27 protein-coding genes are annotated in these 26,001 nt (G+C 66.7%); 5 read left to right on the top strand and 22 right to left on the bottom strand.

What is annotated here, in order from left to right; all coding sequences use genetic code 11:
* Nucleotides 1-84 precede the first annotated feature (84 nt).
* Entirely contained in the window at nt 85-423 is a 339-nt protein-coding gene (locus K1T73_RS17030; protein ID WP_220601842.1) for a TraR/DksA C4-type zinc finger protein, read from the top strand.
* Here the strand turns inward: K1T73_RS17030 and K1T73_RS17025 are convergent.
* From K1T73_RS17025 to K1T73_RS16940, 18 genes are all read right to left on the bottom strand, one after another.
* Nucleotides 420-4,430: a glycoside hydrolase/phage tail family protein gene (locus K1T73_RS17025; protein WP_220601841.1), complete on the bottom strand. Its 4,011-nt coding sequence runs from the start codon at nt 4,428-4,430 to the stop codon at nt 420-422. The two genes, K1T73_RS17030 and K1T73_RS17025, sit on opposite strands and share 4 nt — an antisense overlap.
* Nucleotides 4,430-4,876: an NlpC/P60 family protein gene (locus K1T73_RS17020; protein ID WP_220601840.1), complete on the bottom strand. Its 447-nt coding sequence runs from the start codon at nt 4,874-4,876 to the stop codon at nt 4,430-4,432. The genes K1T73_RS17025 and K1T73_RS17020 overlap by 1 nt, the downstream gene beginning before the upstream one ends.
* On the bottom strand, nt 4,873-5,763 hold the full coding sequence (locus K1T73_RS17015; protein WP_220601839.1) for a DUF2163 domain-containing protein: 891 nt from the start codon (nt 5,761-5,763) through the stop codon (nt 4,873-4,875). The genes K1T73_RS17020 and K1T73_RS17015 overlap by 4 nt, the downstream gene beginning before the upstream one ends.
* Nucleotides 5,760-6,392, bottom strand: coding sequence for a DUF2460 domain-containing protein (locus K1T73_RS17010; RefSeq protein WP_220601838.1), 633 nt, complete (start codon nt 6,390-6,392; stop codon nt 5,760-5,762). The genes K1T73_RS17015 and K1T73_RS17010 overlap by 4 nt, the downstream gene beginning before the upstream one ends.
* An 18-nt stretch (nt 6,393-6,410) precedes the next feature.
* Nucleotides 6,411-7,073, bottom strand: a complete 663-nt coding sequence (locus tag K1T73_RS17005; RefSeq protein WP_220601837.1) for a phage tail tape measure protein — start codon at nt 7,071-7,073, stop codon at nt 6,411-6,413.
* Nucleotides 7,066-7,266 carry a rcc01693 family protein gene (locus K1T73_RS17000; protein ID WP_220601836.1) on the bottom strand — a complete coding sequence of 67 codons (201 nt, stop codon included), beginning with the start codon at nt 7,264-7,266 and terminating at the stop codon, nt 7,066-7,068. Before K1T73_RS17000 ends, K1T73_RS17005 begins: the two co-directional genes overlap by 8 nt.
* Entirely contained in the window at nt 7,263-7,583 is a 321-nt protein-coding gene (locus K1T73_RS16995; protein ID WP_220601835.1) for a gene transfer agent family protein, read from the bottom strand. Before K1T73_RS16995 ends, K1T73_RS17000 begins: the two co-directional genes overlap by 4 nt.
* 3 nt (nt 7,584-7,586) lie before the next feature.
* Nucleotides 7,587-8,000, bottom strand: a complete 414-nt coding sequence (locus K1T73_RS16990) for a phage major tail protein, TP901-1 family (RefSeq protein WP_220601834.1) — start codon at nt 7,998-8,000, stop codon at nt 7,587-7,589.
* 23 nt (nt 8,001-8,023) lie between these two features.
* Nucleotides 8,024-8,437, bottom strand: a complete 414-nt coding sequence (locus tag K1T73_RS16985; protein ID WP_220601833.1) for a DUF3168 domain-containing protein — start codon at nt 8,435-8,437, stop codon at nt 8,024-8,026.
* Nucleotides 8,434-8,772, bottom strand: coding sequence for a head-tail adaptor protein (locus K1T73_RS16980; protein WP_220601832.1), 339 nt, complete (start codon nt 8,770-8,772; stop codon nt 8,434-8,436). The genes K1T73_RS16985 and K1T73_RS16980 overlap by 4 nt, the downstream gene beginning before the upstream one ends.
* Nucleotides 8,772-9,371 carry a head-tail connector protein gene (locus K1T73_RS16975; RefSeq protein WP_220601831.1) on the bottom strand — a complete coding sequence of 200 codons (600 nt, stop codon included), beginning with the start codon at nt 9,369-9,371 and terminating at the stop codon, nt 8,772-8,774. The genes K1T73_RS16980 and K1T73_RS16975 overlap by 1 nt, the downstream gene beginning before the upstream one ends.
* A gap of 127 nt (nt 9,372-9,498) precedes the next feature.
* Nucleotides 9,499-10,680 (bottom strand): phage major capsid protein, encoded by a 1,182-nt coding sequence (locus K1T73_RS16970; RefSeq protein WP_220601830.1) that lies wholly within the window; start codon nt 10,678-10,680, stop codon nt 9,499-9,501.
* Nucleotides 10,681-10,717: 37 nt separating this feature from the next.
* The gene (locus K1T73_RS16965) at nt 10,718-11,272 is read right to left on the bottom strand and encodes an HK97 family phage prohead protease (protein ID WP_220601829.1); all 555 of its coding nucleotides are present in this window, start codon (nt 11,270-11,272) and stop codon (nt 10,718-10,720) included.
* A 31-nt stretch (nt 11,273-11,303) separates the two neighbouring features.
* The gene (locus K1T73_RS16960; protein ID WP_220601828.1) at nt 11,304-11,717 is read right to left on the bottom strand and encodes a hypothetical protein; all 414 of its coding nucleotides are present in this window, start codon (nt 11,715-11,717) and stop codon (nt 11,304-11,306) included.
* Nucleotides 11,710-12,012: a hypothetical protein gene (locus tag K1T73_RS16955; RefSeq protein WP_220601827.1), complete on the bottom strand. Its 303-nt coding sequence runs from the start codon at nt 12,010-12,012 to the stop codon at nt 11,710-11,712. The genes K1T73_RS16960 and K1T73_RS16955 overlap by 8 nt, the downstream gene beginning before the upstream one ends.
* Nucleotides 12,009-13,193 (bottom strand): phage portal protein, encoded by a 1,185-nt coding sequence (locus tag K1T73_RS16950; protein WP_220601826.1) that lies wholly within the window; start codon nt 13,191-13,193, stop codon nt 12,009-12,011. The genes K1T73_RS16955 and K1T73_RS16950 overlap by 4 nt, the downstream gene beginning before the upstream one ends.
* A gap of 83 nt (nt 13,194-13,276) precedes the next feature.
* A complete protein-coding gene (locus K1T73_RS16945) occupies nt 13,277-14,632 on the bottom strand; it encodes a DNA-packaging protein (protein ID WP_220603802.1) in 1,356 nt (451 codons plus the stop codon).
* Nucleotides 14,559-14,897, bottom strand: a complete 339-nt coding sequence (locus tag K1T73_RS16940) for a hypothetical protein (RefSeq protein WP_220601825.1) — start codon at nt 14,895-14,897, stop codon at nt 14,559-14,561. Before K1T73_RS16940 ends, K1T73_RS16945 begins: the two co-directional genes overlap by 74 nt.
* 213 nt (nt 14,898-15,110) lie before the next feature.
* Between K1T73_RS16940 and K1T73_RS16935 the strand changes: the two genes are divergently transcribed.
* Complete coding sequence (locus tag K1T73_RS16935; RefSeq protein ID WP_220601824.1) at nt 15,111-16,529, top strand: FAD-binding oxidoreductase; 1,419 nt, start codon at nt 15,111-15,113, stop codon at nt 16,527-16,529.
* A 56-nt stretch (nt 16,530-16,585) separates the two neighbouring features.
* Here the strand turns inward: K1T73_RS16935 and K1T73_RS16930 are convergent, their stop codons facing one another.
* Nucleotides 16,586-17,611, bottom strand: a complete 1,026-nt coding sequence (locus K1T73_RS16930) for an extracellular solute-binding protein (protein ID WP_220601823.1) — start codon at nt 17,609-17,611, stop codon at nt 16,586-16,588.
* Nucleotides 17,612-17,825: 214 nt separating this feature from the next.
* Between K1T73_RS16930 and K1T73_RS16925 the strand changes: the two genes are divergently transcribed.
* Nucleotides 17,826-19,706, top strand: coding sequence for an acyl-CoA synthetase (locus K1T73_RS16925; RefSeq protein WP_220601822.1), 1,881 nt, complete (start codon nt 17,826-17,828; stop codon nt 19,704-19,706).
* A gap of 105 nt (nt 19,707-19,811) precedes the next feature.
* Here K1T73_RS16925 and ileS read toward each other — a convergent pair whose 3' ends face one another.
* A complete protein-coding gene (gene ileS / locus K1T73_RS16920; RefSeq protein WP_220601821.1) occupies nt 19,812-22,787 on the bottom strand; it encodes an isoleucine--tRNA ligase in 2,976 nt (991 codons plus the stop codon).
* A gap of 315 nt (nt 22,788-23,102) precedes the next feature.
* On the opposite strand from ileS, the gene K1T73_RS16915 reads away from it, so the two are divergent.
* Both K1T73_RS16915 and K1T73_RS16910 read left to right on the top strand, forming a co-directional pair.
* Nucleotides 23,103-23,690: a hypothetical protein gene (locus K1T73_RS16915; RefSeq protein WP_220601820.1), complete on the top strand. Its 588-nt coding sequence runs from the start codon at nt 23,103-23,105 to the stop codon at nt 23,688-23,690.
* Between the two features lie 115 nt (nt 23,691-23,805).
* The gene (locus K1T73_RS16910; RefSeq protein ID WP_220601819.1) at nt 23,806-24,219 is read left to right on the top strand and encodes a group III truncated hemoglobin; all 414 of its coding nucleotides are present in this window, start codon (nt 23,806-23,808) and stop codon (nt 24,217-24,219) included.
* Here K1T73_RS16910 and K1T73_RS16905 read toward each other — a convergent pair.
* Together K1T73_RS16905 and K1T73_RS16900 are read right to left on the bottom strand one after the other, a co-directional pair.
* Nucleotides 24,216-25,112 (bottom strand): DMT family transporter, encoded by an 897-nt coding sequence (locus K1T73_RS16905; RefSeq protein ID WP_220601818.1) that lies wholly within the window; start codon nt 25,110-25,112, stop codon nt 24,216-24,218. The genes K1T73_RS16910 and K1T73_RS16905 overlap by 4 nt on opposite strands.
* Nucleotides 25,113-25,125: 13 nt before the next feature.
* Nucleotides 25,126-26,001, bottom strand: a complete 876-nt coding sequence (locus K1T73_RS16900; RefSeq protein ID WP_220601817.1) for a zinc-ribbon domain-containing protein — start codon at nt 25,999-26,001, stop codon at nt 25,126-25,128.

Genomic DNA, 26,001 nt, shown 5'->3' with positions numbered 1-26,001 from the left:
GCGTGCTCCTCGGGCGTCGGGGCGTAGTATACCAGATAGCGGGGACAGGCAAAATGCAAAGGCGTGATGGCGGGGAGCAGGGTGATGAATGACGCTTCGGCAGGGCATTTCCGGGCGCTGATCGCGGCGCGGCTGGCCGCGTTGGAGCACGAGGACGCGCTGGGCCAGGATGCGCAGGCGACGGTGCAGCTTGACCAGCAATCGGTCGGGCGGCTGTCGCGGATGGACGCGTTGCAGGGGCAGGCGATGGCCAAGGCGAGTGCCGCGCGACGCGACACGGAGCGGCGGCGGCTGACGGCGGCGCTGAGGCGGCTCGACGAGGGCGAGTTCGGGTTCTGCGAGGATTGCGGCGACGAGATCGCGCCTGCGCGGCTGGAGTTCGATCCGGCCGCGCAGAAATGCATCGCCTGCGCGAAGGGCTAGACCGCGAGATCGAGCGCCGCGAAGGCGCCGGGGCCGAAGAGGCTCGAGACCTGCGCGACCTCGATGCGGAAGCTGCCGGTGACGCCGTCGCCGGCCCGGTCGGTGTCGGAATAGGCCCATCGCGGAGCGTCGGTGAGGGTCTCGCGCAGGACCGTTTCTCCTTGCCGGACCCGGAGGACGTAAAGCTCGCGCTCTTCGCCCAGGGGAATCTCGGGCGTGTCCCACCGATCGCCGTCGATGCGGGTGCGGCGTATCCACGTCACGTCGAGCGCCTCGGGCCCCCGGTCTGCGCGCAGATGCACCGGCGCGTAGGGTTTGAGCCCCACCCCGTCGAAGGCGAGGGCGGCATGGCGGTAGGACGGATCGTCAAGCGGACGCCCCGCCGGGCCGATCCGGTAATGCCGGGCGCGGCCGCGCTGCGCGTCGGAGAGGCCGATCTGTTGCAGCGCACCGTCCAGCATCACCAGGTAGCTGCCCGCGGGCCATTGCGCGGGCATGAGCGCGTCGCTGCCCAGCTGCCCGCGCAGGCGGTGGCCGAGAAGGTAGGTGTCTCGATCCACGAGCTCGGCGTCACGGAACTGGATGATCTCCCAGCCGTCCGGCGTGCCGTCCCCGATGGCGCAGAGATTGGCACCGGCGAGCATGTCGGCGGTCGATACGCTTTCGAGTGTGCCGTGGAGCATCCGCACGGTCAGCGCTTCGCCGCGATCGAGGAGCCCCGGCGGCGCCGCCGCGAGGGGGGTTTCCAGCACGCCGATGCGCGCGCGAAGGTCGATCAGGGTGTCGAGCCGGTAATTCGCATCGGCCTCGGAACTGTAGATGGCGGCGGAGCCCGGCCACGGTTTGCCGCCGAGCGCGGCGTGGGGGGCGTGCGGCACCTCGTCGCCGGTCATGAGAGGCAGGTCGAGGAAAAGCGGGAACACCGGCACCGGCGGCGTGAAGGGCCGCGCGGCGGGCGGTTCGTCCACGATATCGAGGGGGCGATAGGATTCGGGTTCGATGCGCACAGCCTCGACATGCTGAACAAGGCCAAGCTGTTCCACCCGGTCGATGCGGAAAAGACCGCGCCCGCCATCCTCGGGCAGCGCGATCACGTCCCCCGCGCCAAGGGTCGCCGCCGAGGGGGGCAGGGTCAGGCGCAGGGTGTCGGTGGCGACACGCGCTTCGGAGAGCCAGCGCTCGACGGTGGCGCGGCCCTCGGCGCGGGTCATGGCGAGTGGCATCTCGGAGGTCGAGACCGCGTGGGTGGCGTCGTCGGGAAGGATCGCCTCTTCGGCGATCACCTCGTAGTCGGCATCGGCCTCGACGAAGCGGAGGCGGACGCGGCCCGCGATCTCGGCCGCGCTGGCGCGGGTTTCCTCGACCGTCTCCCCGGATTGCGGATCGCGCACGAGGGTGTCGGCGTCGATCACCGCGTCGGCGATGCCGTCGCGCGTGCGGAAGGTCAGGGTGCCGTCGCGCTCGACCGCGTCGAAGCCGTAGCGCAGCATGAGTGGCTGAAGCGCGGCGCGCGCCGCGCCTACCTGTTCGACGGAATAGCCGCGCACGAAGCCGTGCAGCTTCGAGACGTGGTGATGCCGCAGGCCCGAGCGTGTCGCGATCTCGTCCACGACCGAGGCGAGCGTGCGGCCCGAGATGCGCCCGGTGATCCAGTGGCCGCGCGCGTAGTTCGCCCCGTCGGCCCAGAGCGCGCGGTTGTTCGGAAAGGCCGGGAAAGGTCGCGCGTCCCACGCCCAGACATAGGCGTGGTCCATGTCGATCATGCGCCCGTCGTATTCGGGCGAGACGGGATTGTTGGACGGATCGCGCCAGTAGTCGATCACCGCCCGCAGATATTGCATCTGCATCAGGTCGTCGCGCCGCCCCGAGGAATGGTGTGGCAGCGAGGATTCCGAGGATTTGGGGTCGAGGAACTTGTTGGGCTGGTTCGTGCCCTTGTCGATGGCCGCGCAGCCGAACTCGGTGAAGCGGACGGGTTTCGACATGGGCACCCAGGGGGTCGGCGTTTCGAGCCGGACGCCGTCGATGCGGTCATGGTGCCCGTTGGCCCACCAGTTGCGGATGTCCTTGTAGCGCCACACCCAGGGTTCGGATTCGGCCTCGTCGGTGATGGGCGTCCTGATCTGGGCCGCGCGGGCCTCGGCGGAGTGGTAGAACCAGTCATAGCCCTCGCCCCCCTCGATATTCGACTTGAGATAGCCAAGATCGTAGATCGAGCCGTATCCCGCGTCGGCGTGGTCGATCCCGTCGCGCCAGTCCGAAAGCGGCATGTAGTTGTCGATGCCGATGAAGTCGATATTCGGATCGGCCCAGAGCGGATCGAGATGGAAATAGCGGTTGCCCGATCCGTCCCGCGGCTGAAATCCGAAATATTCGGACCAGTCGGCGGCATAGCTGATCTTGACGTCAGGTCCCAGAAGCGCGCGCACTTCGGCGGCGAGTGCGATGAGCTGCGCCACCGCCGGGAAGCTGTGATCCGCGCCGCGGATCGTCGTGAGGCCGCGCATCTCGGAGCCGATGCAGAAGCTTTCGACCCCGCCCGCGGCGGCGCAGAGCGCGGCATTGTGGAGGACGAAGCGGCGGTAGCTCCATTCGTCGGGGCCGGAATAGCGCACCGGGCTGCGCTTGACGGGGCCGCTGTAGCGGAGCAGGGCGCCGATCCCGGTGGCCGTGGCTGGCGCGGAGGCCGCGTGGGCGTCGATCGAGAAGTCGGAGGCAGACGCGGTTCCGAAGAACGCGGCCACCTCGGCCTCGGCGGTCGCAGTGCCGTCGCTCGTGCCGTCGCGGGTGGGGGCGACGGGCAGGGTGATGCGCCCGCGCCAGGGCAGCGCGGGTTGCGTGGCATCAGGCTCGTAGGGGTCGGGAAGCGCGTTTCCGGCCAGCTGGTCCATCAGGATGAAGGGGTAGAACATCACCTCCTGCCCCGCGTCGCGAAGCGCCTGAATGGCCTCGATCACCGCGGCATCCGTGGGCGTGCCCCCGTAGACCACGGCCCCGTCGGCATCCTCGGGCACGTGCGCGGCCGTGCCGCGGGTGAGGCCGGCCACCTGCCAGGGCATGTTGGACGCCTCGTGCAGCTTCTGCTCGACCTTGGGCCGGATGGTGCAGTGGTCGCATCGCAGGTCGTCTCCGAACCAGCTCACGATGAGGGAGGTTGCGCGGCAATTGGGCATCTCGCCCGTGAGCGCATCGAGCGCGACGGCGAAATCGGCCTTGGCGGCGGGTGTGTTGACATTGGCGAGGCCCGAGGAACCGGGGCCGAAATTCATCGTGACGGGCGAGGTGGCCAGCGCATATTCCCCGCTTCCGGGCAGGAGGGCCACCGCGCTGATCGCGTGGGCCGGGTCGGCGGTGGCGCCGGTCGCGTCGGGCTGGGCGGGGCGCGTGACCTCGAAGGTGAATTGCGGCACGCGATTGCCGTAGGTGCCGAGATCGAGATCCTCGATCACGACGTAGGCCGTCCCGCGATATGCCGGCACGGTGCCCGCGCCCTCGATCGCCTCGATGCGCGGATCGGGAAGCTGGTCGCGCGTTCCCTTGTAGAGCCGCAGGGTGAGGCTGTCGGGCGCGATCTCGGTGCCGTCGGCCCAGATGCGGCCAAGATGCGTGATCTCGCCCTCGCAGAGCGCGATGGCGAGGCTTACCGAGTAGCTGTAGCTGCGCGTGGTGGGGCGGGGAGGACGGGGCCGCCCCTTGCCGCCGCCGCTGCCGCCTGTGACGGTGACGTCCTGGAGGAACTCGCTGGCCCAGATCACCTGCCCCGCGACGCGCATGCGCCCGTGGACCTGCGCGATGGCGTCGCCTTCGCCCGCGCCGGTGAGGCGGAGACGGTTGGCGCGGCCCGTCTCGACCACTTCGGAGCCCTGACCCAGGAGACGCTGGTCGATGGAGCGGCCGATCACGCCGCCCGCGAAACGGCCGATGGCCGCCGCCGAGAGCCCGAGGACGGAGCCGCCGACCGAGCCGCCGACCGCGGCCCCGACTGCCGAAAGAACGATTGTCGCCATCAGAGCACCTCCTGCGGGAATGAGAACCGGGCCACGATGCGTCGGCGCCAGGGCGCGCTGAGCGGGCTTTCGACGACGGCATGGCCGGAATAGGCATGAATGAAGCTGGCCTCGGCGCCGATACGCGCCGCGATGCCGAGATGTTTGGCGACCGAGCCGTCGCGCATGCGGAAGAGCAGGACATCGCCCGGCGCTTCGCGGTCGAGCGGCTTGGGCACGAGATGCCGTTCGGCCGCGGCCCATAGCACCTCGCAGCGCGAGGGCTCGGACCAGTCCATCGAATAGGCGGGCGGGTGTTCGGGCTCGGTTCCCAGCACTTCGCGCCAGACGCCACGGAGGAGGCCGAGACAGTCGGTCCCGGCGCCTTTCGTGGCCGCCTGGTGGCGATAGGGCGTGCCGATCCAGCCGCGCGCGGCGGCAACGATACGTGCGTTTCGGTCGGTCATCTGCGGCGGCTCCCCCCGGACAGATCGCCCGCCTTCGACGGGTCGGTCAGTGTCCAGTCGTCGCCGGGGATGTCCGGGAAGCCCTGGAAGTTGAGCAGGTTGTCGAATTTTGCCCGGCAGGTGGTCGCGCGCTTGTCGCATCCGGCGCGCAGGATCACCTGATCGCCCGCGTCGATCGCCGCGCGCAGCGGGTGCCAAAGCTCGATCACGCGGGCATCCGCATCGCCGCTGTCGTGCTTGACGGCACCGGCCAGGCCCTGCGCATTGCCTGTTGCGACCGAAAGGCGGCCGTGCTGAAACCATCCGCCCTCGAACCCCGGGAGGGGTGGGAAGGTGAAGACGCGCCGCTCCTCGACCGAGAGGACCGCAACCTCGGCGCTGTAGCCGGGCGCGTCAAGGATGACGCGGCATGCGGTGTCGCCCAGGACGGCCGAGCACGGCTTCTGGTAGACGCGGCCCAGCGGACGGTTGAGCGTGTCGGTCAGCCCGCGCAGCTCGGCCTCGAACGCGCCGCCGGCGCGGCGCAGCTCGCCGATGGTGCCTCGGAACTGAAGATGGCGCTGCGTCACGTCGGCCCAGTTGACGAGCCATGCGCGGACCTCGGCCCCGTCGAAGCGCCCCGCCTCGATGTCGTCCTCGCGGATCGCCGCATCGCAAAGCGCGCCGAGCGCGTCGGTGTTGTCGACCGACAGACCGGTGGATTGTTGCAGGGCGAGCGCGCTGAGGCCGGTATCGGCCCGGAAGGTGATGCCGTCGAAGGCGAGCGCACCATCGTGATCGGTGAAGCCCATCACCACGCCATCGTGCCGCGTAAGCGACCAACAGCGACAGGTGGTGGTGATGCCACCCTCCAGATGCGCGGCTAGGTCGGGGTTCATCCCGGTCATACCCGCACCTCCACCACAGGAACATTGGGCACGTCGCCCGCCTGGAAACTCGCCACGCTGGTCTGGATGCGGTCGGTGTCGAAGCGGACCGGGACGTCGAACTCGAAGCCCGCCGTGATCTGAAGCCCGGCATTGGGCGGGTGCGCGAAGGTCACGATGCCGGTGGTCGTGTCGACCTCGAAATGGACGCCTTCCTGTTGCTCGTCGCCCGACAGGCCGAGCCTGACCGTGCCGATGACCGGCTTGGTGATCGGGCGGCGATAGCTGTGATCGCCCGAGCGGTAGGTCTTGGCCAGTTGGAACGACGCGGTGACGTCATCGCCGATGGCGATGATCTGGTCGCGGTAATCGGGCTCGGCCAGCGCGGGGCCGGACTTGTAGTCGGACCAGTCCTTCCAGCGGAAGCCGTGGATCTGCCCCTGCCGCGCCTCGAAGAAGGCGATGAGCGTCTCGATATCGTCGAGGCCGCGCATGGCGATGCCCGCGTCGTAACGGCGGCGCGAATGTGCCCAGGGCGTGTTGCGCTCCTCGTAGCCGTTGGCCAGCGTCACCACGTCTGTGTGGCGTTCCGGTCCGCCGACCGAGCCGAAGCTCAGATTGGCGGGAAAGCGGATCTCGTGAAAGCTCATGGATCTGTCCCTCCTGTCCTAGCGGTTGCGTTGTCCGCGCCCGATGGCGCGACCGAGCTGTGCGGCGATCTGGCCCTGGCTGCGGCGGAAGCTGCCGGCGTCGGGGGTGGAGATGTTCATCACCACGTTGACCGGCGCCGCGCCTGCTGCGCTGCGCACCCCGAGCTTGCCGTCCGGGCCGCGGGCAAGCGGCATGATCGCCTCGGGCCCCGCCTCGCCCATGAGGCCGGTGCCGCGGCGCATCGGGAAGGTGACAGGCCCGTTGACGATGCCACCATTCGCGAAGGGCATGACGCGGCCCTGGGCGAAGCTGCCGCCCTGTTCGAACTTGAAGAGGCCGCCCACGAGGTTGCCGACGCCCTTGGCCAGCAGGCCGCCGACATGGTCGGTGACGGGTTTCACGGCGGCGTTGAAGGCGGTGTTGATCATCGTGTTGGCAAGCGAACGCAGCGAGGTCGAGAGGCTGTCTCCGTCGACCACCGCGCCCTTGATCGCGCGGCGCAGGCCGGTGCTCATCCCGCGTTCGAGCGTGGCGACGTCCTGACCCGTGCGCGCGAAGGCGCCGCGCACGCGCGCCATCTCGTTGCTGAAGGCCGATGCCATGTCGGCGGCGCCGCCGAACGTGTTTTCGAGAAGGTCGATCTGGGCCTCCAGATCGTCCAGTCTTTCCAAGTCATCCATTTTCGGACCTTTCGGTTTGATCGGGGTAGGCGTCCATGAGCTCCCTGAGCCGGTCGCTTGCCATCGGTGCGGGCCCGCCATGACCCAGCATCAGCGAGAGTTCCGCCGGGGTAAGCGCCCAGAATTCGGCCGGTTGCAGGCCGAGCCGGATGTGCCCGGCGCGCATGAGGCCAGCCCAGTCGAGCGGGGTCATGGGCCCTCCGGCAGGGTGAAGGCGCGGGCAAGAAGGGTGGCCGCGACGCGCGCGGCCATGACCGGGCCGCCCTCGATCTCGGCGGTGAAGAGATCGTCGGCCCGCCCGTTCCACCCCCCGCCGCGCAGGCCGGCGACGATGAGCGCGAGGACGTCACGGGTCGAGAACTCGGCGCGTTCGAACCGCTCGACCAGGTCCACGAGCGAGCCGGACGAGAGCGTCGCCTCGAGCTCGGCCAGGGCTCCGAGGGTCAGCTTGAGAACGTGACGCTTGCCGTCGATGACGAGTGTGGCTTCGCCAGCCCAGGGATTCGCCATCGGTCAGGCCGCCGTGAAGGTGAGTTGCCCGGCGGAGGCGAGCGAAAGCTCGTAGGTCGCCTCGCCGTCATGGGTGCCGGCATATTCGATCGAGGCGACCTGGAAGGCGCCCTCGACGATGCCGAAATCGGGGATGATGACCTGGAAATCGGGCGTTTCTCCGTCAAAGAAGATCTGGCGCACGCGCTCGTCCGAGCCTTCGTCGCGGAAGATGCCCGAGCCGCTGATCGAGGCCGATTTGACGCCGGCGCCCGACAGAAGCTCGCGCCAGCCGCCCTGGCTCTCGAGGCTTGTCACGTCGACGCTTTCGGCGTTGAAACTGATGCGGGTGGCGCGAAGGCCGGCCACGGACTGAAAGTTCCCGTCGCCCGTCAGGTCGACCTTGATCAAGAGGTCCTTGCCATTTTGAACAGCCATGCGTGTTACTCCGATTTTGAGGGTCAGTGAATGTCTTCGGTGCGCGCGCGAAAGACGAGGTCGATGCGGCGGATATCGCCGCTGCCTTCGCGGCGTGCGCGCGCCCTGTGGAAATTGATCGCCGCCACACGACCCCGGCTGAGCGGCAGGGGCGCATCGGCGAGCGCGTCGCTGATCGCGCCTGCGACCTCCTTGGCCGCCTGGAAGCCCGCGCCGTCGGTCACTACCGAGAGCCTGAGCCGATGCCACGCGCCGCCGCCCGTCTTGTCATGCGCGGGGCGCACGTCCTCGGGGCCGAGGGCGACATAGAGGGACGGCAGGGCACCCGCGGGCAGCGCGTCGTAGATCGCCGTGCCGACCAGTGCCGCGAGGGCGGGGTCGCTGGTCAGGCGGGTATAGATGGCCGATTGCAGGGCCGATGAAACGCCGTAGCTCATACCGCGACCTCCTCTTCGCAATAGCAGGTGAGAAAGCGCGCGTGCGGATCGCGGTCGGTCACTGCCTCGATCCGGTAGAGGCGCGCGCCGTCGCGGAAGCGCTGATGCGGCCTCGGCCGGGACGGGGCCCCGTGTGGGGCGGCCCGCACCGTGATGCGATAGCCGGTGGTCGAGCGGGGGGTCTCGCCGATGACGGCCTCGCGGCCCGTGCGGGCGGAGATATCGCCCCAGAGCTGTCCGATCTCCTGCCAGGTTTCGGCATAGCCGCCCGCGCCATCCGCGACGCGGCGGGGCGACTCGAGCGTGAGGAGGCGATTGAGATGAACCCGAGCCATCAGCGCCCCCTCCCGCCGAGGATGCGCACGGTGCGGTAGCGCTCGATGAGGCTCGAGACGCCGAAGGGGATATTGCCCTCGGCCATCGCCGTTTCGCTGCGGTTCTCGTAGAAATGTGCGGCCAGAAGCAGCACGGCCTGCCCCAGGTCGGCGGGAAGCGCGCCCCAGTCGGCGCCGAAACCCGCGATGAAGCGGATATCGGCGGTGCCGCCACGCGGAATGGTGGGCAGGCTCGTCCCCATCGCGCGCAGCATCGGGCGCTGAGAATCCGGGACGAGCCTGTAGCTCGCCGGGTCGATCAGCGTCACGTCGTCCATCCGGTTGCGTATGGCGAGACCGAGGACGAGGACGACGGGCGCAACAGGCAGGGCCTGCTCCGTGACACCGCGCCAGCGCGTCAGCTCCCACGAGAACTCGCGCTCGATCAGGATCTTGCCGGTCCGTGCCTCGATCGTCGCAAGCGCGGCTCGAAGAAAGCTCTCCAACACGGCGTCCTGCACATCGTCGTCCGAAAACCCCGTGCCAAGGCGAAGATGCGCCTTGAACTGTTCGACAGGCAGGGCGGCCTGCGGGACAGCGGTTTCTTCGATAAGAATCATGGATCTACTCCGAAAATTCCCGGACCCTTCCGGGGTTTAGGCACATGTCGCCCGCGCCGTTCCTCTGCGGGTGCGCGGCATGCGTGCCCTGGGTGGGGGCGAACCCCCACCGCCGGGACGCCTACGCTCAGGAAGCGGCGAATTTCAGAAGCTTGATCGCCGCGTAATCGCTCACGTCGCCGCCCACGCGTTTCGTGGCATAGAAAAGGACGTGGGGCTTGGCGCTGAACGGATCGCGCAACACGCGCAGGTCGGGGCGTTCGGCGACGGTGTAGCCCGCCGAGAAGTCGCCGAAGGCGATGGCCATCGCGCCGCTGGCGATGTCGGGCATGTCCTCGGCGATCAGGACGCGGTAGCCCATGAGGCGCGCGGGCTCGCCCGCCGCGAGGCCGTCGGACCACAGGAACCGGCCATCGGCATCCTTCATCTTGCGCACCGCGCCGGCGGTTTTCGAGTTCATGACGAAGGTGGCGTTGGCGCGATACTCGGCGCCCAGCGCGTAGACCAGGTCGACGATGGCGTCAGGGCCGCCGAAATCGCCATCGGCGCCGGTGGGCACGTAGCCGAGATTGCCCCAGGTCCAGACGTCATCATCGACCGCCGTCTTGGTGAGGAAACCCGTGGGCTTGTCGACGCCATCGCCGCCGATGAAGGCCGATGCTTCGGCGCGCGCGAACTTGTCCGCGATCCGGGTCGCGAGCCAGCCCTCGACGTCGAAGGCGCTGTCATCGAGCAGGCGTTGCGACGCCTTTGGGAGCGCGCTCAACTCGTGCAGGGGAATGGTGATCCGGTCAATCGACGGCGTGCCCGTCTCGGTGACGGTCGAGGTTTCGGTGGCCCAGCCATGGCCGACATCGGTATGGTCGATCAGCACGTCGAAGGACGTGGCCTCGACGCTCACCACATTGGCGATCGCGCGGATCGACGCGGTGGACGACAGGGTCGACTTGATCGTCGCCGCCGTCTGGGGATCGACGAGGTAGCCGCCATCCGCGGCGACCGAACTCGACATGGCCTTGCCCTCGAGCTGAAGGCCACGCAGCGCGTCGTCGTCTCCGGAACGGAGATAGGCATTGAACGCCTTCTGGTGCGGCGCTTCCGTTTCCGCCGAGGAGGCGAGGGCCGGGCGCGAGGGGGCGAAGGTCTTGCGTTCGATCATTGTCATCTTCTGTTCCTGCTGCTGAAGTCTGGTTTCGATTTCGGACTGGAAGCCCTTCAAGTCGGTCATGAATCCCGCCATCGCGGACTTCACCTCGGCCACCGGAGACACGTCTTCTCCGGTCCGAGAGGTTCCCTCGGGTTTGCTCATCGCTTGTTCCTGTTGCTGTCTGGGGTGGTCCCTGGCGCTAGTCTCGCGCCAACTCGCGGCGTGCGTCCGTGATGGCCGCCGCCAATTCACGCAGGTCCGTGGCGTCGAGCGTATCGCCCTTGGCGCCGATCCGCGCACTGGGAAGCATCGGGAACGTCACGAGCGACACCTCCCAAAGCTCCAGTTCCTTCAAGAGCCGGCGGCCCTTGTCATTCTTCGTCGCCCGGACGGTGCGATAGCCGATGCTGAGCCCGTCGATGGCGTTGGCGGCGATCAATGCCGCGGCCTCGCGGGCGCGGGCCACGCTGTCGAGAAGCCGCCCCTTGACGTAGAGCCCGCGCGCGTCCTCGCGCACCTCGTCCCAGACGCCGATGGGTTGCGCCGGATCGTGCTGCCAGAGCATCTTGACCTGCCGTCCACTGTCGAAGAGCGCCTTGAGCGAACGGGCATAGGCCCCCGGTTCGACGATGTCGCCGCCCTGGTCCTCGCAGCCGAAGAAGCTGGCATATCCCTCGATCCTGGTGCCCTCGGCGACGCCGAGGCTGTCTCCGAAGGTGCAGAATTTCCTCTCGAGTCCGGTTTCGTGTGACATTTCAAAGCTCCTTTTGACGTCCCGCCGGGGGTCATGCGTTGTAGAATTCGGTGACCGTGATCCAGAGCGGATGACAGCGGTGATAGGCGATGGCACGGCTTCCGCTGAGCGAGGCCAAGTCGCGGATGAGCCAAGGGCCGGCGAGTTGCTCGCCGCTCGGTCTCGTGCGCGGGGCCTGCTCGGCCGTCGGTTCGAAATCAACGATGTGCCGCACCGGGCCGCGATACCAGGCGAGCGAAAGAAACTCGCACTGGCGCACCTTCCGAAAGCTCACGAAGAGGCTCACGCCGGCGCCGGTGGTGTGGGGCTGCCGGATCACCGTGTCGCGTGTCACGGGAAAGGCGCGGCTTTCGATCCAGGGACCGACGGCGAAGATCGCGGGCGTCAGCGCCAGGCCGAGGCTCATCACCCACGGCGCGCGCGCAAGGAACCTGAGACTACCCATTCAGAAAACTTCCCTGCATGACGAAAGACATGAACCCTCCCAGAATTGCCGCGATGATGAGCCAGACGAGACGCGAGATATGCCCGTCGATCTTGTCGAGGCGGCGGTCGATCTCGTTGAACCGCGCTTCCATGAACTTGCGCTTTTCCTCGCTCACCGCGCGGTCGGTTTCGATTGCGGAGAGATGCGCCTCGACCGCGGAGATGCGTTTTTCCATGTGACGGAACATCGCCTGCGTGCTTTCGAAGGGCACGTAGGGCGGCCGTTCACCAAGGGGTCGCCCGGTATCGGTCACGCGTCCTCCTCCTCATCGGCGGGAAGCCCCAGCAGGGCACGTTTCTCGGCGCGCGACAGGAAGTCGGCCTGGGACACCCGCGCCCATTGCGCGTCACGCTCAAGCGCGAGGGCCGGCACCTGGTCGAGATCGGGCTTGAGCTCGAGCGCGTCGCCGGTGAAACCCACGAGCCAGTGCGAGAGCGCGGCACTCATCCGCGCGGCCAAGGGCAGAACGGTGAGACGGTAGAAGGCGCGGTTGGCTTCCTGGTAGTTGGCGTAGGTGGCATCGCCGGGGATCCCGAGAAGCATGGGCGGCACCCCGAAAGCGAGCGCGATCTCGCGCGCGGCACTTTCCTTGGTCTTCTGGAACTCCATGTCCGACGGACTGAACCCCATGGGCTTCCAGTCGAGCCCGCCCTCGAGAAGCATGGGGCGGCCGGCATTGCGCGCACCCTGGTGGTGGCTTTCCATCTCGCTGACGAGCCGGTCGTACTGGTCGGCGCTGAGGCTGCCCTGACCATCGGAGCCGCGATAGACGATCGCACCCGACGGACGGGCCGCGTTGTCGAGAAGCGCCTTCGACCAACGGCTGGCGCTGTTGTGCACGTCGATGGCCTGGGCCGCCGATTGCAGCGGTGACAGGCCGTAGTGATCGTCCTGGGGGTGAAAGGTCTTGAAATGGCAGATGACGGGATGGCCGTCGCGGGTGTCGAACCGATGCTTGCGGCCATTCACGTTGTATTCGTAGCCCATGGGCCAACCGTCGCTGCCGGGAATGACGCTCATCCGGTCGGAGCGCAGAACATAAAGCTCGAGCGGGAGGGCGGCCTCGTCGCCCACGGCCTCGACATACCCGTTGCCGGTCAGGAGGGTTTGCCCGTAAAGCGCCTCGAGAAACTCGGCCCGACCCTGGGCTGTGTTGGGCCGGCGCATGAGCGAAAGAAGCGGGTGATCGACATAACGCTGCGCGTTGTCCTGAAGCACGAGCGGCAGGGCGGCTGCGGCCTCGGCGATCATCTTGACACAACGAAACCCCACGGGATTGCCGCTGAAGGCGTTGCGGGTAAGGCTGACGGTGTCGCGCGGACTCCACGCGACCTTTCCGGCGCTGTGCCACGCCACGACCGGCCCGGTCGCGCTCGCCTTCGCTTCCGGCGTGACCTTCTCGGCGGCGGTCTGGCGAAATAGGTCGAGAATCATGCGCTGCTACTCCTGAATGAAATCGGGTGGATGCCCGTCCGGTTCGAAAGGCAGTCCACCCGAAAAAGTTTAAGAAAACTGAATCAGACCGCGCGCACCCGCGGCCGGCGCCATTTCGCGGAAGGCTCGATGATGAGATCATGGATCGCCCAGACCAGGGCATCCACGCGATCCGGGCTGCCGCGGCCCTCGAACCCCCGGCTGGTCATCGCGCACATCTGATCTTCGAGCCGGTCGAGACCGAGGGCATGGTGGATGCGGCCCTGTTCGTAGAGCGCCGCCACGGGTTCGGCACGGGTAGACTTACCCCGTGTCGCGTGAACCGCCTTGAAGGGGATGAGCGGATCGACCTGGCGGATCACCGTCTCGACCAGGTCACCGCCCTGGTTCACCTCGGCCACCAGCCTGTCGGCGCCGAACTCCTCCATCGCGCGCACGGCGGCATTGGCCCAGCCCGCGGGCCCCTCGCCGCTGACCGACCGGTCGGCCAGCACGTAGCCGCGCCAATCCTGCACCTGGCCCGTCCGGCGCACGCCGGCAACGATGATGCCGCATTCGTCCGAGCCCGAATGTCCCGTGACGGGTGGGTCGACCGCCACGACGATCCGATCGAGCTCCGGCGGCTGCGGCACGCGGGCTGCCTCGAGGTCGCCGCGTGTCCAGAGGGCGCCCTCCGTGTCCTCCATGAGGAGACCGTCGAGCTCCTGCCGTCCCAGCCGCGTGCCGGCATAGCGCGCCCGCACTTCCTCGAGGAAACTGTCGGCCAGGTTGGCGCGGTTCGCCTCGGTGGGAGCGTGGGTCACGACGGTCGAGCTTGCCGCGAGAATGGCTTTCAGGACACCCACGTTGCGTGGCGTCGTCGTGATGCAGAGTTGCGGATCATCCCCCAGCCGCAAGGCGAATTGCAGCATGTCCCACGTGTCCTGCGCCTTTTTCCACTTGGCCAGTTCGTCCAGCCATGCCGCGTCGAATTGGGGACCGCGCAGGGCTTCGGGTTCGTGGGCCGAGAAGATCCGGGCTTCCGCGCCGTTGGGCCAGACCAACGCCTTGCGCGTCGCCTGCCAGTCAGGCTTCCGGTCGGGTGGAGAACAGGCGATGATCCCGCTCTCGCCGAACACCATGACCTCGCGCACCTGCTCGACGGTTTCGCCGACGAGGGCGAGGCGGCGGCACCGTCCGGGGTCAAGCGGGCGGCTGCCTTCGACGCAGGACCGGACCCACTCGGCGCCCGCGCGCGTCTTGCCTGCGCCGCGGCCGCCCATGATGACCCAGTTCTTCCAATCGCCTTCGGGCGGCAATTGATGATCGAAGGCCCAGAATTCGAAGAGATAGGGCAGTGCGAGCAATTCACGTTCGCTCAGCCCGTCAAGAAACGTCTTCTGACGTTCTGGACCGCCGGAGACGATCCAGTCTGCACCTGATCGAACGCCGTGCGGCAGCGAGGTCGAGGTCGTGGCCGATCTTTTCCGGTTCGGTGTTCTTTCTGCGTCTTTCAAGGTCTGCCTCCGCTTCCAATGCGATCTTGAGCCACTGGCGGATATCCGCGATCAGCCGGCTCGAATTGCCGAGCACGCCGGGGGTCCCGGCGCGCAACTGGTTCTGAATTGACTCGAGTTCGAGTTTCATGTCGCAAAGCTGCTGTTGCAGCTTCACGATCGAGATGATCAGTCCGTGCGGCATCGCGCCGCGCGCATCTGCTGTCATGCTTGCTCATTGCCTCGTGTGATTTGGTGGGTGCCCCTGGAACAAAGGCACGAAAAAAGCGGTCGAAGGGGACCCCTTGACCGCTCACACGCTTCATCCAGCGTGACACAACCTATACGAGAGACCGTGCGCTGCGTCAAATCGGGGTGGCGCCCGGCGGGACAATGAATTGTTCATCTTCACCCTCCCGGGTGGACGCGATACGGTCGCGCCATGACACTATCTCCCGTGACCTCCGATTTCATCGAAACGCTGAAGGCCGATCTCCCGGCCGCCGCGTTCCGTGACGCCGAGCCCCGCTATCTCGAGGAGCCGCGCGGCCGATGGACCGGGAAGGTCGGCGTCGTGATCGCGCCCGACAGCGTCGAGGACGTGGCACGGATCGTCGGCAAGGCCGCCGAGGCACGTATTCCCGTCGTGCCCTATGGTGGCGGCACCGGCCTTGTCGGGGGCCAGCTCATGCCCGACGGCGACGCGCCCGTTCTGCTCAGCCTCGAGCGGATGACACGGGTGCGGGCGGTCTATCCCGAAGAGAACGTCATGATCGTCGAAGCGGGGGCGATCCTGTCGGACGTACATGATCGCGCGAGCGACCATGATCGCCTCTACCCGCTCAGCATCGCGGCGAAGGGCACGGCCCGGATCGGGGGACTTCTGGCGACGAACGCGGGTGGCGTGAACGTGCTGCGCTATGGCAACGCGCGTGACCTGTGCCTGGGGCTGGAGGCGGTTCTGCCGGACGGGCGTATCTGGCATGGGCTGAAGCGGCTGAGAAAGGACAACACCGGATACGACCTGCGCAACCTTCTGATCGGGTCCGAGGGGACGTTGGGTGTGATCACCGCCGCTGCGCTGCGGCTTGTGCCGCGTCCGGCGGGCGAGGGCACGGCGCTTCTTGCGGTGCGCGATCCGTCGGCCGCGCTCACCTTGCTGGCGCTCGCGCAACAGCGGATGGGCGGGTGTGTCAGCGCCTTCGAGATCATCCATCGCGCGGGCCTCGATTTCCTGCGGGAGACGCTGCCGGAAATCCGTCTTCCCTTCGAGCGGCCGCCCGAATGGATGGTGCTGATGGATGTGGGGTTGCCGCAGGGTCTCGAGCCTTCAGGCGCGCTCGAGACGCTCTTCGAGGCAGCGTTCGAAGCCGGCTTGGTCGATGACGGGATCATCGCGCAATCCGAGGCGCAGCGGGCGGAGTTGTGGGATGTGCGCGAGCATATCCCCGAGGCCAATCGCCGGATCGGTTCGGTCAGTTCGCACGACATCTCTCTGCCGCTGGGCGAGATCGCGCGGTTCATCGAGCGCGCCGAAAGCGTCATCGCCGAGATCGGCGAGTTCAGGATCAACTGTTTCGGTCATCTCGGCGACGGGAACCTGCATTACAACGTCTTTCCCCTCGCGGGTCAAAGCCGCGCGGATCATCCGGCCGCCCGCGACCGGATCAAGCGGGCGGTGCATGACCTCGTGCACGAGATGGGAGGATCGGTGAGCGCAGAACATGGCATCGGCCGCCTGAAAGTGGATGATCTTGAACGCTATGGCGATCCGACAAAGCTTGCGGCGATGCGGGCGATCAAGGCCGCGCTCGACCCGGCGGGCATCATGAACCCCGGCGCGGTCCTGCGATCCAGATAGAAAAGGCCGGTGCAAGGACGTCCCGGCACCGGCCTCTCGTCAAGCTTTGCAGTGGCTTATTGCCAGCCCACCTCGTTGAAGATCTTCTGGGCTTTCGCGGCATTGTCACCGAAAGACGCGGTCATCGTGTCATTGTCGGCGATGAAGAAGCCCAGCCGCGCGGTATCCTCGTCCAGCCCGATCCCCGGCACGGCGGGATATTCGTTGTTCTGGCTGGCAAAGTGCTGTTGTGCGAATTCGCTCGTCAGGAACTCGAGGAAGGTCTTGGCCGCGTCCGGGTTCGGGGCGGATTTGACCATGGCAGCGGCTGCGAGGTTCAGGTGCGCGCCGCGATCGCTCTGGTTCGGCCAGACCCAGCCGATGCCGTCGAGACCCTCGGTCAGGCCATCGACCTCCTGGTCGAAGCCGCGGAGGAAATAGTAATGGTTCGCGACGGCGACGTCGCATTCGCCCGATACGAGCCCGCGAAGCTGATCGGTGTCGCCGCCCTCGGGATTGCGGGCCATGTTGGCGACGATGCCCTCGGCCCAGTCACGCGCGGCGTCTTCGCCGTCCGCTTCGATGATCGAGGCGAGGAGCGACTGGTTGTAGATGTTCTTGGACGAGCGGATACAGATCTTTCCCTTCATGGCCTCGTCCGCAAGCGCCTCGTAGGTGCGCGGCGGGTTCTCGACGCGGTCCTTGGAATAGAAGATGATGCGGGCGCGCTGCGAGACGCCGAACCACATGTTCTCGGGGTCGCGAAGATGCGCGGGAACGGCGTTCTCGATCACCTCTGATTCGACCGGCTGCAACAGCCCCGCCTCTTCGGCACGGCCCATGCGGCCGATGTCGACGGTGATGAACACGTCCGCCGGGCTGTTGTCACCTTCCGCCTCGAGCCGCGCGATCAACTCGTCCGCTTCTCCTTCGATCCGGTTGACCGTGATGCCAGTTTCCTCGGTGAACTTGGCATAGAGCTTGTCATCCGAATCGTAGTGGCGGCTCGAGTAGATATTCACCTCCTGGGCCATTGCCGCGCTGCCCAATGTGGCCAGTGCGAACGCGGCGCCGAGTGCGCAGCGCAGTTTGGAGTTGGTCATAGCGGATCCTCGCATTTCTGACAAAATTTATAGGTCATTCCTGCGGTTTCCGACTAATTTAGTCAAGTCATATTTCGCGCCTCTCCCGCGCAGTCGAACAGGGCCGCGGAACTTGCGAAAACGCTGCGTAAAACTTGCGTGGCGATTCAATCGCGCTCATGGTCATGCAAAAGGGGAGAGGCGGGCGACACGGCTCGCAAGGGAGGATACGGAGATGAGTTTTCAGACACGCCAGGACGTGCTCGACATCGAGGCGGAATCGACCTGGGAGGCGCTCGAGAAGCCCGAAACGCTCTACGAAATGCTGAGCACCACCGCGCAGGCCTTCCCGGATCGCCCGGCGATCACCTATCAACTTCTTTCCGGCCCGAGCGACCCCGCTGTCACGCTGAGTTGGTCGGAGTTCCATGGCGAGGTCTCTCGCGCGGCCAATCTCTTCCGCTCGCTGGGGATCGGCGAAAACGATGTCGTGGCACTTGTCCTGCCGAACTGTGTCGAGACGGCCGTGGCCACGATCGGTGCAGCCGTGGCCGGGATCGTGAACCCCATCAACCCGCTGCTCGAACCCGAACAGATCTCGGCCATCCTGCGCGAGACCAAGGCGAAGGTCGTGGTCACGCTGCGGGCTTTCCCGAAGACCGACATCGCGCAGAAGACGGCCGAGGCGGTGCGCGACGCGCCGGACGTGGGCACGGTGCTCGAAATCGACCTCAACCGTTATCTCAAGCCGCCCAAGAGCTGGATCGTGCCGCTCATCCGTCCCAAGATCGCGGGAGAGCGCCATGGCGACGTGCGCGACTTCAACAAGGCGCTTGCCAAGCAGGCCCCGACGCTCGATTTCGAGGCCAGCAAGGAAGATCGGGTTGCGGCCTATTTCCACACCGGCGGCACGACGGGGATGCCCAAGGTGGCGCAGCACCGCTATTCCGGCATGATCTATAACGGCTGGATCGGGCATAGGCTGCTTTTTACCGAGTATGATAGCGTGATGTGCCCGCTGCCGCTTTTCCATGTCTTCGCGTGTCACGTGATCCTCATGGCGATGATCAAGTCGGGCGCGCGGGTCGTCTTCCCGACGCCGGCGGGATATCGCGGCGAGGGCGTCTTCGACAACTTCTGGAAGCTCTGCGAGCGGTGGAAGATCACATTCGTCATCACGGTTCCGACAGCGGTCTCGGCCCTCATGCAGCGTCCCGTCGATGCTGATCTTTCGACCGTTAAGAACGCGTTTTCCGGCAGTGCGCCCATGCCGCTGGAATTGTTCCGGCGGTTCGAAAGCGCCACCAACATGACGGTGATCGAGGGATATGGCCTGACCGAGGCCACGTGTCTTGTCTCGTGCAACCCGCCCGAGGGCGAGAAGAAGGTCGGCTCGGTCGGCGTTCCGTTTCCCTACACCAAGGTGAAGATCGTTAAGATGACCAATGATGGACCCGTGGAATGCGAGGTGGACGAGGTCGGCGAGATCTGCATCTCCAGCCCCGGCGTCTATCCGGGGAACACCTACACGGACGCGACGAAGAACGTCGACCTATACTACTATGACGGGTTCCTGCGGACGGGCGACCTCGGGCGCATCGACGCCGATGGCTATCTCTGGATCACGGGCAGGGCGAAGGACCTGATCATCCGGGGCGGTCACAATATCGACCCCGCCGAGATCGAGGAGGCGCTCATGGCGCATGACCAGGTGGCCATGGCCGGCGCCATAGGCCAGCCGGATGCACATTCCGGAGAGCTGCCCTCGGCCTATGTCGAGCTGGTCTCGGGAGGGACGGTCACCGAGGACGAGCTGATGGCGCATTGCAAGGAGCACATCCACGAGCGCGCCGCGCAGCCCAAGTATATCGAGATCATGGACGAGCTGCCCAAGACCGCCGTGGGCAAGGTGTTCAAGCCCGACCTGCGCAAGAGCGCGATCGCGCGGGTCTATAACGCGGCACTCGAGAAGGCGGGCGTGAATGCGCGTGTCGTTCACGTGATCGACGACAAGAAGCGCGGCCTTGTCGCGCAGGTCGAGGGCGACGCGGATGACGCGGCGATCAGCGGCGTGCTTGGCGATTTCGTCCGACCCTGGGAGCGCGCGTCGCACTGACCGCCCGCAGCATCCCGCCCCGGCCTTGATCGGGGCCTCACGCCCCGGAGCAATCGAACGAGTATCTGGCGCGAGGTCCCGGGTCAGGCCCGGGACGGGTTCATCTCACCCCAACGCGTCCGAGCATCTCTTGCAGGTTTCGGGATGCGCATGGGCGCCCACGTCGGGCAACACCTTCCAGCAGCGTTGGCATTTCCTGCCCGCCGCTTTCTCGAACACCACGGCAACCCCGTCGACCTCGGGCATGCGGAACGCCTCGGCCGGGGCCGGATCGGGCGTGAGCGCGATGTCGGAGGTGATGCAGACATCCTCGAAATTGACGGATTTGAGCACCTCCAGCGTCTCGCCGTCGCGCACGTGGACGATGGGCGCCGCTTCGAGCGATGAGCCGATGACCTTTTCCGTGCGCTCGATCTCGAGCGCCGCCGTCACCGCGCGGCGCGCGCGGCGCACCTGGGCCCATTTCGCGGCCAGCGCCTCGTCGAACCACGCATCCGGCGTCTCGGGCATGTCGTGCAGGTGGATCGAGCTTTCCTCGCCGGGGAAGCGTTCGAGCCAGACCTCCTCCATCGTGAAGACCAGCACGGGGGCGAGCCAGGTCGTCAGCCGGTGGAAGAGCAGATCGAGCACCGTCCGTGCCGCCCGTCTGCGCGTGCTGTCGCCGTCGCAGTAGAGCACGTCCTTGCGGACGTCGAAGTAGAAGGCCGAAAGGTCCACGGTGCAGAACTGGAACAGCGCCTGGAAGACACCCTGGAAGTCATAGGCGGAATAGCCCGTGCGCACTTTCCGGTCGAGCTCGGCCAGCCGGTGCAGCACCCAGCGTTCCAGCTCGGGCATATCGGCGGGTTCGATACGATCCTCCTCGCGGAAATGCGCGAGCGCGCCCAGCATGAAGCGCATGGTGTTGCGCAGCCGGCGATAGCTGTCGGCGGTGCCTTTCAGGATCTCGGGGCCGATGCGCAGATCGCCGGTATAGTCCGACTGCGCCACCCAGAGCCGCAGGATGTCGGCACCGTATTGCTGCACCACCTCGTCGGGCGCGACGGTGTTGCCGAGCGACTTGGACATCTTGTTGCCCTTGCCGTCGAGCGTGAAACCATGGGTCAGCACACCGCGATAGGGCGCGCGGCCCATCGTGCCGCAGGCTTGCAGCATCGAGGAATGGAACCACCCGCGATGCTGGTCGGTGCCTTCGAGGTAGAGGTCGGCCAGCCCGTCCTCGGACCCGTCATCGCGGTCACGCAGAACGAAGGCGTGGGTCGAGCCCGAGTCGAACCACACGTCTAGGATGTCGTCGACCTTGATCCACTCGTCGGGATCGTAGTCCTCGCCCAGGAATCGCTCCTTGGCGCCGTCCTTGTACCAGGCATCCGCGCCCTCGGCCTCGAACGCCTCGAGGATGCGGGCGTTGACCTTCCCGTCACGCAAAAGGAACTCCGGGTCGGTGGGCATGGCGCCTTTCCTGACGAAACAGGTGAGCGGCACGCCCCATGCGCGCTGGCGCGACAGAACCCAGTCGGGCCGCGCCTCGATCATGGAGTAAAGCCGGTTGCGACCGGTCCTCGGTGTCCAGGTCACGAGCTCGTCGATCGAGCGCAGGGCGCGCTCGCGGATCGTCTTGCCGTAGGTGTCCTGCCCATCGCCCACTTCGCGGTCGATCGCGGCGAACCATTGCGGCGTGTTGCGGTAGATCACCGGCGCCTTGGAGCGCCAGCTATGCGGATAGCTGTGCTTGATCTTGCCACGCGCCAGAAGGCCACCGACCTCGGTGAGCTTGGCGATGACGGCGGCGTTGGCGTCGCCCTCCCAGTCGCCTTTCTTGGGCTTTGCGCGCAGGATCGCCTTGCCGCCGAAGAACGGCAGATCTTCGCGGAAGGTGCCGTCCTCGGTCACGTTGTAGGTGATGACTTCCTCGAGCATGCCCAGGCCACGATACAGCTCGAACTCCTCCATCCCGTGCGAGGGGGCGCAGTGGACAAAGCCGGTGCCCTCCTCGTCGGTCACGAAATCGGCGGCGCGGAAATCGCGGGGGGCGTCCCATTCGCCGTTGCCGCCCTCGGCCCCGGCGAGGGGGTGTTGCAGGGTGAGGCTCGACAGCTCATCGGTGGATACGTCGCGCACGCGTTTCCACATGCTATCCTCGAGCCGCGCGCGCGCCATGACGTCAGCGGCCAGCTTGTCGGCCAGCAGGAAGCGGTCGCCTACCGTTGCCCAGCATTCCTCGGGCGTGTCCGTCACCTCGTAGAGGCCATAGGCGATATCCTCGCCATAGACGACGGCCTTGTTCGACGGGATGGTCCAGGGGGTGGTGGTCCAGATGACCACATGGGCGCCCTCGAGTTCCCCGCCCCGGGCTTGACCCGGGGCCTCGCCGTCGGAGGCCCCGGCTCGGGGGCCGGGACGGATTACTTCGAACTTCACCCAGATCGTGAAGCTCTCCTTGTCGTGATACTCGACCTCGGCCTCGGCGAGTGCAGTCTTCTCGATGGGCGACCACATCACCGGCTTCGAGCCCTGGTAGAGCGTGCCGTTCATCAGGAACTTCTGGAACTCCTCCGCGATGATCCGCTCGGCGCGGAAATCCATCGTGAGGTAAGGCTTCGACCATTTGCCCGTGACGCCCAGCCGCTTGAACTCGTCGCGCTGCACGTCGATCCAACCTTCGGCGAAGCGGCGGCACTCCTGACGGAAATCGACGATATCGACCTCGTCCTTGTTCTTGCCCTTGGCGCGGTACTGTTCCTCGATCTTCCATTCGATCGGCAGGCCGTGACAGTCCCAGCCAGGGATGTAGCGCGCGTCGCGGCCCATCATCTGCTGGGAGCGCACGACCATGTCCTTGAGGATCTTGTTGAGCGCGTGGCCGATATGCAGGTGCCCGTTGGCATAGGGGGGGCCGTCATGCAGCGTGAAGGGTTCGCGCGCCTCGCCCTCGGCCTTCTCGCGCAGGCGCGTGTAGATGCCGAGATCGTTCCAACGCTCGAGCCATTCCGGCTCGCGCTTGGGCAGGCCCGCGCGCATCGGGAAATCGGTCTGGGGCAGGTTCAGCGTGTCTTTGTAGTCGGGCGTGTCTGAGCACATGTGTGACGTCCTTTGCCACTGTCATTTCGATCATGGGGTGGGGCGGCGCGCTATCGCATGCACCTTGGCTCCGGCGGGTCGTCTGGTCTCAGGCCGCCGGGCTCGTAATTCGGACGATGATCGCTATGGGATACGTCATGGGCGGCGTTATAGGACGATCGTTTTGTGACGTCCATCGGGCATTTCGGTTGCCGCGCCATGCCGGTTGCGCCAAAACTACGCCGAAACGCCTATGGAGATTCCGTGAGACCGTTTTTCGCTTTAGCCTGCTGCCTGATCGCGAGCGTCGGTGTCGCACATCCCTTGCCGGACGAGATGGCGGAAAAGCCGTGCAAGGTCCTGGCCGAGGACACGATGACCTACTTGGCCGAGAACGCGGGTGAGGATGCCGGTCTTGCCCTAAGCCTCGTCCCGCAAAGCCCGCTTGGGCAGGTGATGGAGACGGCCTTGGCGGGACTCGACGACAAGGCACTGACGCGGATCAGAAGCCCGCTGGCCGACCGGTTCGGAGCGGTCTGCATGACACCCGAGAGCAAGGGGTTCGACAAGGATATCACGGTGGGGGAGGTGTTCGACCGCGCCGTCAAGTCGCTCGAGCTCAACCCGGATGCACCGCGCTGGGGCCTTGTCGATATCCCCGAGGTCGATTTCCGGACGCACACCTGCAAGCAGGTAATGGATATGGTATCAGAGAGCGTGAGGCTTTCGCTCAACCCGGTGAACGACTTTTACAGGGTGGCTTATGAAGATTACGCCCAAAGCTATGACCTGAGCGATCCAGGTTCCCCCGGTAAATTGCAGTTGGTGATGTCCTACGTGGTCTTCGAATGCAACGACACGAAGCCCATGGCCGATCTGATCGACCGGTTCGCGGCAGAACAGGGCCTGACGAAGAAGAAGTGAGGGAATGCTCTCGCGTCTTGTTCGCGGAGGCCTCGTCCCGCCGCTGCGACATTGAGCGTCATTGCTCCCGCTGGCACCAGGGTCGACACCGGGGCAGCCGACGAAGGAACATGCGATGGCCAACCCCCTTGCTCTATTCGAGATCACGCCAGAAGAGATCGACCGCGTCGTCACGAGCTTCTACGCGCGCATCCGCAAGCATCCCGATCTCGGCCCCGTCTTCGCGGCGCATATCGCGGATGACGAATGGCCCGCCCACGAGGAGAAGATCGCCCGTTTCTGGCGCAACGCGATCCTGCGCGAGCGGAGCTATTCGGGCAATCCCATGCGCATCCACATGGAGGCGCGCGACGTGCAGCCCGAGCATTTTCCGCTCTGGCTGGGCCTTTTTGACGAGGTGCTTTCCGAGGAGCTCGACCCCCGGACCGCGCGATCCTTCTCGGCCTTGGCCCATCGCATCGGCGACGGGTTCATCTTTGGCCTGACGCAGATGAGGCGGCCGCGGGACGAACCACCGATCCTGCGCTAAACGGCCCGCCTCGCCGCGCGGCGGCGTTCGCGCAGCGCGAAGGCCACCTCGCTCAGCGCGGCGCCAACGATGAGGCAGGTGCCCGCCACCTGGACGAGGCCGAATGGCTCATCAAGGAGTATGGCGCCCGAGATGACGCCGGCGCAGATCTCGAGCGTGAAGAGAAAGGTGAGAAGCGCGGGAGCCAGTCGTTGCGCGCTCCAGAGTGTCGCGAAGATGCAGGGCAGGGCAAAGACCGCGCCCAGGACCGCCCCGACGGTGAGGGCACTGACCGGGCCACGCGGAACGATCGCTTCGCCCAGCACGAGCCCCAGGAGCGCGGCCACGGCCGTGGCGGAGATCATCGTTACCGTGGTGAGGGTCAGCGCCGTCGACTTGCGCCCGGTGAAGATAAGCGTCGCGCCGACGGCCCAGGCGACGCCGGAGCCGACGGCGAGAACGTCACCGACGGCCAGCTCTTCGGTCGAGATGCGGCCCCCGAGGATCAGCACCGCGCCGGCGAGCGAGGCCGCGACCGTGAGCGTCGAGGCCCAGCGCCACCGCGCGCCCATGAAGCCCCATTCGATCATCTTGCTCCAGGCGGGGGCGAGGTAGAAGAGCAGGATCACGCGCACCACGTCCGCATGGGCGAAGGCCACCGAGTAGGTGGACAGCGCAACCCCGACCAACGCGCCGCCCAGAAGCGCGCGGGGGCCGATCACGGGGCTCTGGCGCAGCGCGACGAGGCAGAGGACGGCCGCGAGCGAGGCGCCGAGATTGAGCAGCATGCCCGCCTGCGCACCCGACATGCCCACGCCGGTCAGGTAGCGCACGGGGATCCACCATACCCCCCACGCCATCGCCGCGAGCGCGGTCAGGAAAACCGGCGCAAGGGGTGAGGACGGGCGGAACATGGAAGGCGCCCACTCAGGACGCGGTCGAGGCTTGACCGTCGAGCCAGAGCATCAGGGCGCGCACCTGCCCGTCAAGCCAGAGGCGCGCCTGATCGACCTGGGTGACGAAAGCGTCGAGAGGGCCGGCAAGCGCGGGCACCGCTGCCTCGAGTGCGGGCGCGTAGGCATAAACGAGCGCGGCCAGCGCGGCGAGCACGACGACGAGCAGGAAGCCGCGGCGGAACCCCGACCCGGACGGAACCGAGGCCGCATCGGGGTAATCCGCATCGGGTTGGCCGTTTCCGTCGCGTCCATCCTCGGACCGAAGCGAGGAGCTGATCTCCTCGATGTCGGGCAGGAGGTCGCGGCGCGAGGTCGGGTCGATCGAGTGGCTGGCCTCGATCTCGGTTTCGGTTTCGGCGGAAGCGGTCTCGCCCCGGAGGCGGGCCACGCGCGCCTGCGCCTCGCGCGAGCGGCGTGCGCTTTCATCCTCGGCCGGTGCGGCGAGGCCGAGCTCGGTCTGCGTTTCCAGCCCGCCGCGTTCGGCGGCGCGTGCGGCGGTCTCGCGCCTTGCTTCCTCGTGAAGGATGTCGCGCACCTCGGGATCGAGTTCGCGCGGGGCGGGCGCCGGTTCGGGGTCGGATGCGGCGTCGTCATCGCGGGATGCGAGATCGCTGTCATCGGCGGCGTCCTCGGCCTCGGAAGGTTCGTCGGGGAGGTCCTGCCAGTTCGCGGGATTGTCGGGTTCGTCCGCTTCGAGGTCGTCCGGTTCGTGCGCGGGGATGTGATCGGGATGATACTGGAACCAGGTGTCGCCACAGCTTGAACATTGCACGTCCCGCCCGGTCTCGGGGATCACCTCGTCGGGCACTTCGTACTGCGCCTCGCAGTTGGGGCAGGTCAGTCGCAT

Source organism: Roseovarius sp. SCSIO 43702 (genome assembly GCF_019599045.1).
GTDB lineage: Bacteria > Pseudomonadota > Alphaproteobacteria > Rhodobacterales > Rhodobacteraceae > Roseovarius.
Note: the sequence above shows the minus strand (reverse complement) of the source record. Positions and strands in the feature narration are given on the sequence as shown.

Bases quoted from the DNA above. Each gene is read 5' to 3' on its own strand.
- K1T73_RS17030 (WP_220601842.1), top strand. From the start codon at position 85: ATGAATGACGCTTCGGCAGGGCATTTCCGGGCGCTGATCGCGGCGCGG.
- K1T73_RS17025 (WP_220601841.1), bottom strand. From the start codon at position 4,430: ATGGCGACAATCGTTCTTTCGGCAGTCGGGGCCGCGGTCGGCGGCTCG.
- K1T73_RS17020 (WP_220601840.1), bottom strand. From the start codon at position 4,876: ATGACCGACCGAAACGCACGTATCGTTGCCGCCGCGCGCGGCTGGATC.
- K1T73_RS17015 (WP_220601839.1), bottom strand. From the start codon at position 5,763: ATGACCGGGATGAACCCCGACCTAGCCGCGCATCTGGAGGGTGGCATC.
- K1T73_RS17010 (WP_220601838.1), bottom strand. From the start codon at position 6,392: ATGAGCTTTCACGAGATCCGCTTTCCCGCCAATCTGAGCTTCGGCTCG.
- K1T73_RS17005 (WP_220601837.1), bottom strand. From the start codon at position 7,073: ATGGATGACTTGGAAAGACTGGACGATCTGGAGGCCCAGATCGACCTT.
- K1T73_RS17000 (WP_220601836.1), bottom strand. From the start codon at position 7,266: ATGACCCCGCTCGACTGGGCTGGCCTCATGCGCGCCGGGCACATCCGG.
- K1T73_RS16995 (WP_220601835.1), bottom strand. From the start codon at position 7,583: ATGGCGAATCCCTGGGCTGGCGAAGCCACACTCGTCATCGACGGCAAG.
- K1T73_RS16990 (WP_220601834.1), bottom strand. From the start codon at position 8,000: ATGGCTGTTCAAAATGGCAAGGACCTCTTGATCAAGGTCGACCTGACG.
- K1T73_RS16985 (WP_220601833.1), bottom strand. From the start codon at position 8,437: ATGAGCTACGGCGTTTCATCGGCCCTGCAATCGGCCATCTATACCCGC.
- K1T73_RS16980 (WP_220601832.1), bottom strand. From the start codon at position 8,772: ATGGCTCGGGTTCATCTCAATCGCCTCCTCACGCTCGAGTCGCCCCGC.
- K1T73_RS16975 (WP_220601831.1), bottom strand. From the start codon at position 9,371: ATGATTCTTATCGAAGAAACCGCTGTCCCGCAGGCCGCCCTGCCTGTC.
- K1T73_RS16970 (WP_220601830.1), bottom strand. From the start codon at position 10,680: ATGAGCAAACCCGAGGGAACCTCTCGGACCGGAGAAGACGTGTCTCCG.
- K1T73_RS16965 (WP_220601829.1), bottom strand. From the start codon at position 11,272: ATGTCACACGAAACCGGACTCGAGAGGAAATTCTGCACCTTCGGAGAC.
- K1T73_RS16960 (WP_220601828.1), bottom strand. From the start codon at position 11,717: ATGGGTAGTCTCAGGTTCCTTGCGCGCGCGCCGTGGGTGATGAGCCTC.
- K1T73_RS16950 (WP_220601826.1), bottom strand. From the start codon at position 13,193: ATGATTCTCGACCTATTTCGCCAGACCGCCGCCGAGAAGGTCACGCCG.
- K1T73_RS16940 (WP_220601825.1), bottom strand. From the start codon at position 14,897: ATGACAGCAGATGCGCGCGGCGCGATGCCGCACGGACTGATCATCTCG.
- K1T73_RS16935 (WP_220601824.1), top strand. From the start codon at position 15,111: ATGACACTATCTCCCGTGACCTCCGATTTCATCGAAACGCTGAAGGCC.
- K1T73_RS16930 (WP_220601823.1), bottom strand. From the start codon at position 17,611: ATGACCAACTCCAAACTGCGCTGCGCACTCGGCGCCGCGTTCGCACTG.
- K1T73_RS16925 (WP_220601822.1), top strand. From the start codon at position 17,826: ATGAGTTTTCAGACACGCCAGGACGTGCTCGACATCGAGGCGGAATCG.
- ileS (WP_220601821.1), bottom strand. From the start codon at position 22,787: ATGTGCTCAGACACGCCCGACTACAAAGACACGCTGAACCTGCCCCAG.
- K1T73_RS16915 (WP_220601820.1), top strand. From the start codon at position 23,103: ATGGCGGAAAAGCCGTGCAAGGTCCTGGCCGAGGACACGATGACCTAC.
- K1T73_RS16910 (WP_220601819.1), top strand. From the start codon at position 23,806: ATGGCCAACCCCCTTGCTCTATTCGAGATCACGCCAGAAGAGATCGAC.
- K1T73_RS16905 (WP_220601818.1), bottom strand. From the start codon at position 25,112: ATGTTCCGCCCGTCCTCACCCCTTGCGCCGGTTTTCCTGACCGCGCTC.
- K1T73_RS16900 (WP_220601817.1), bottom strand. From the start codon at position 26,001: ATGCGACTGACCTGCCCCAACTGCGAGGCGCAGTACGAAGTGCCCGAC.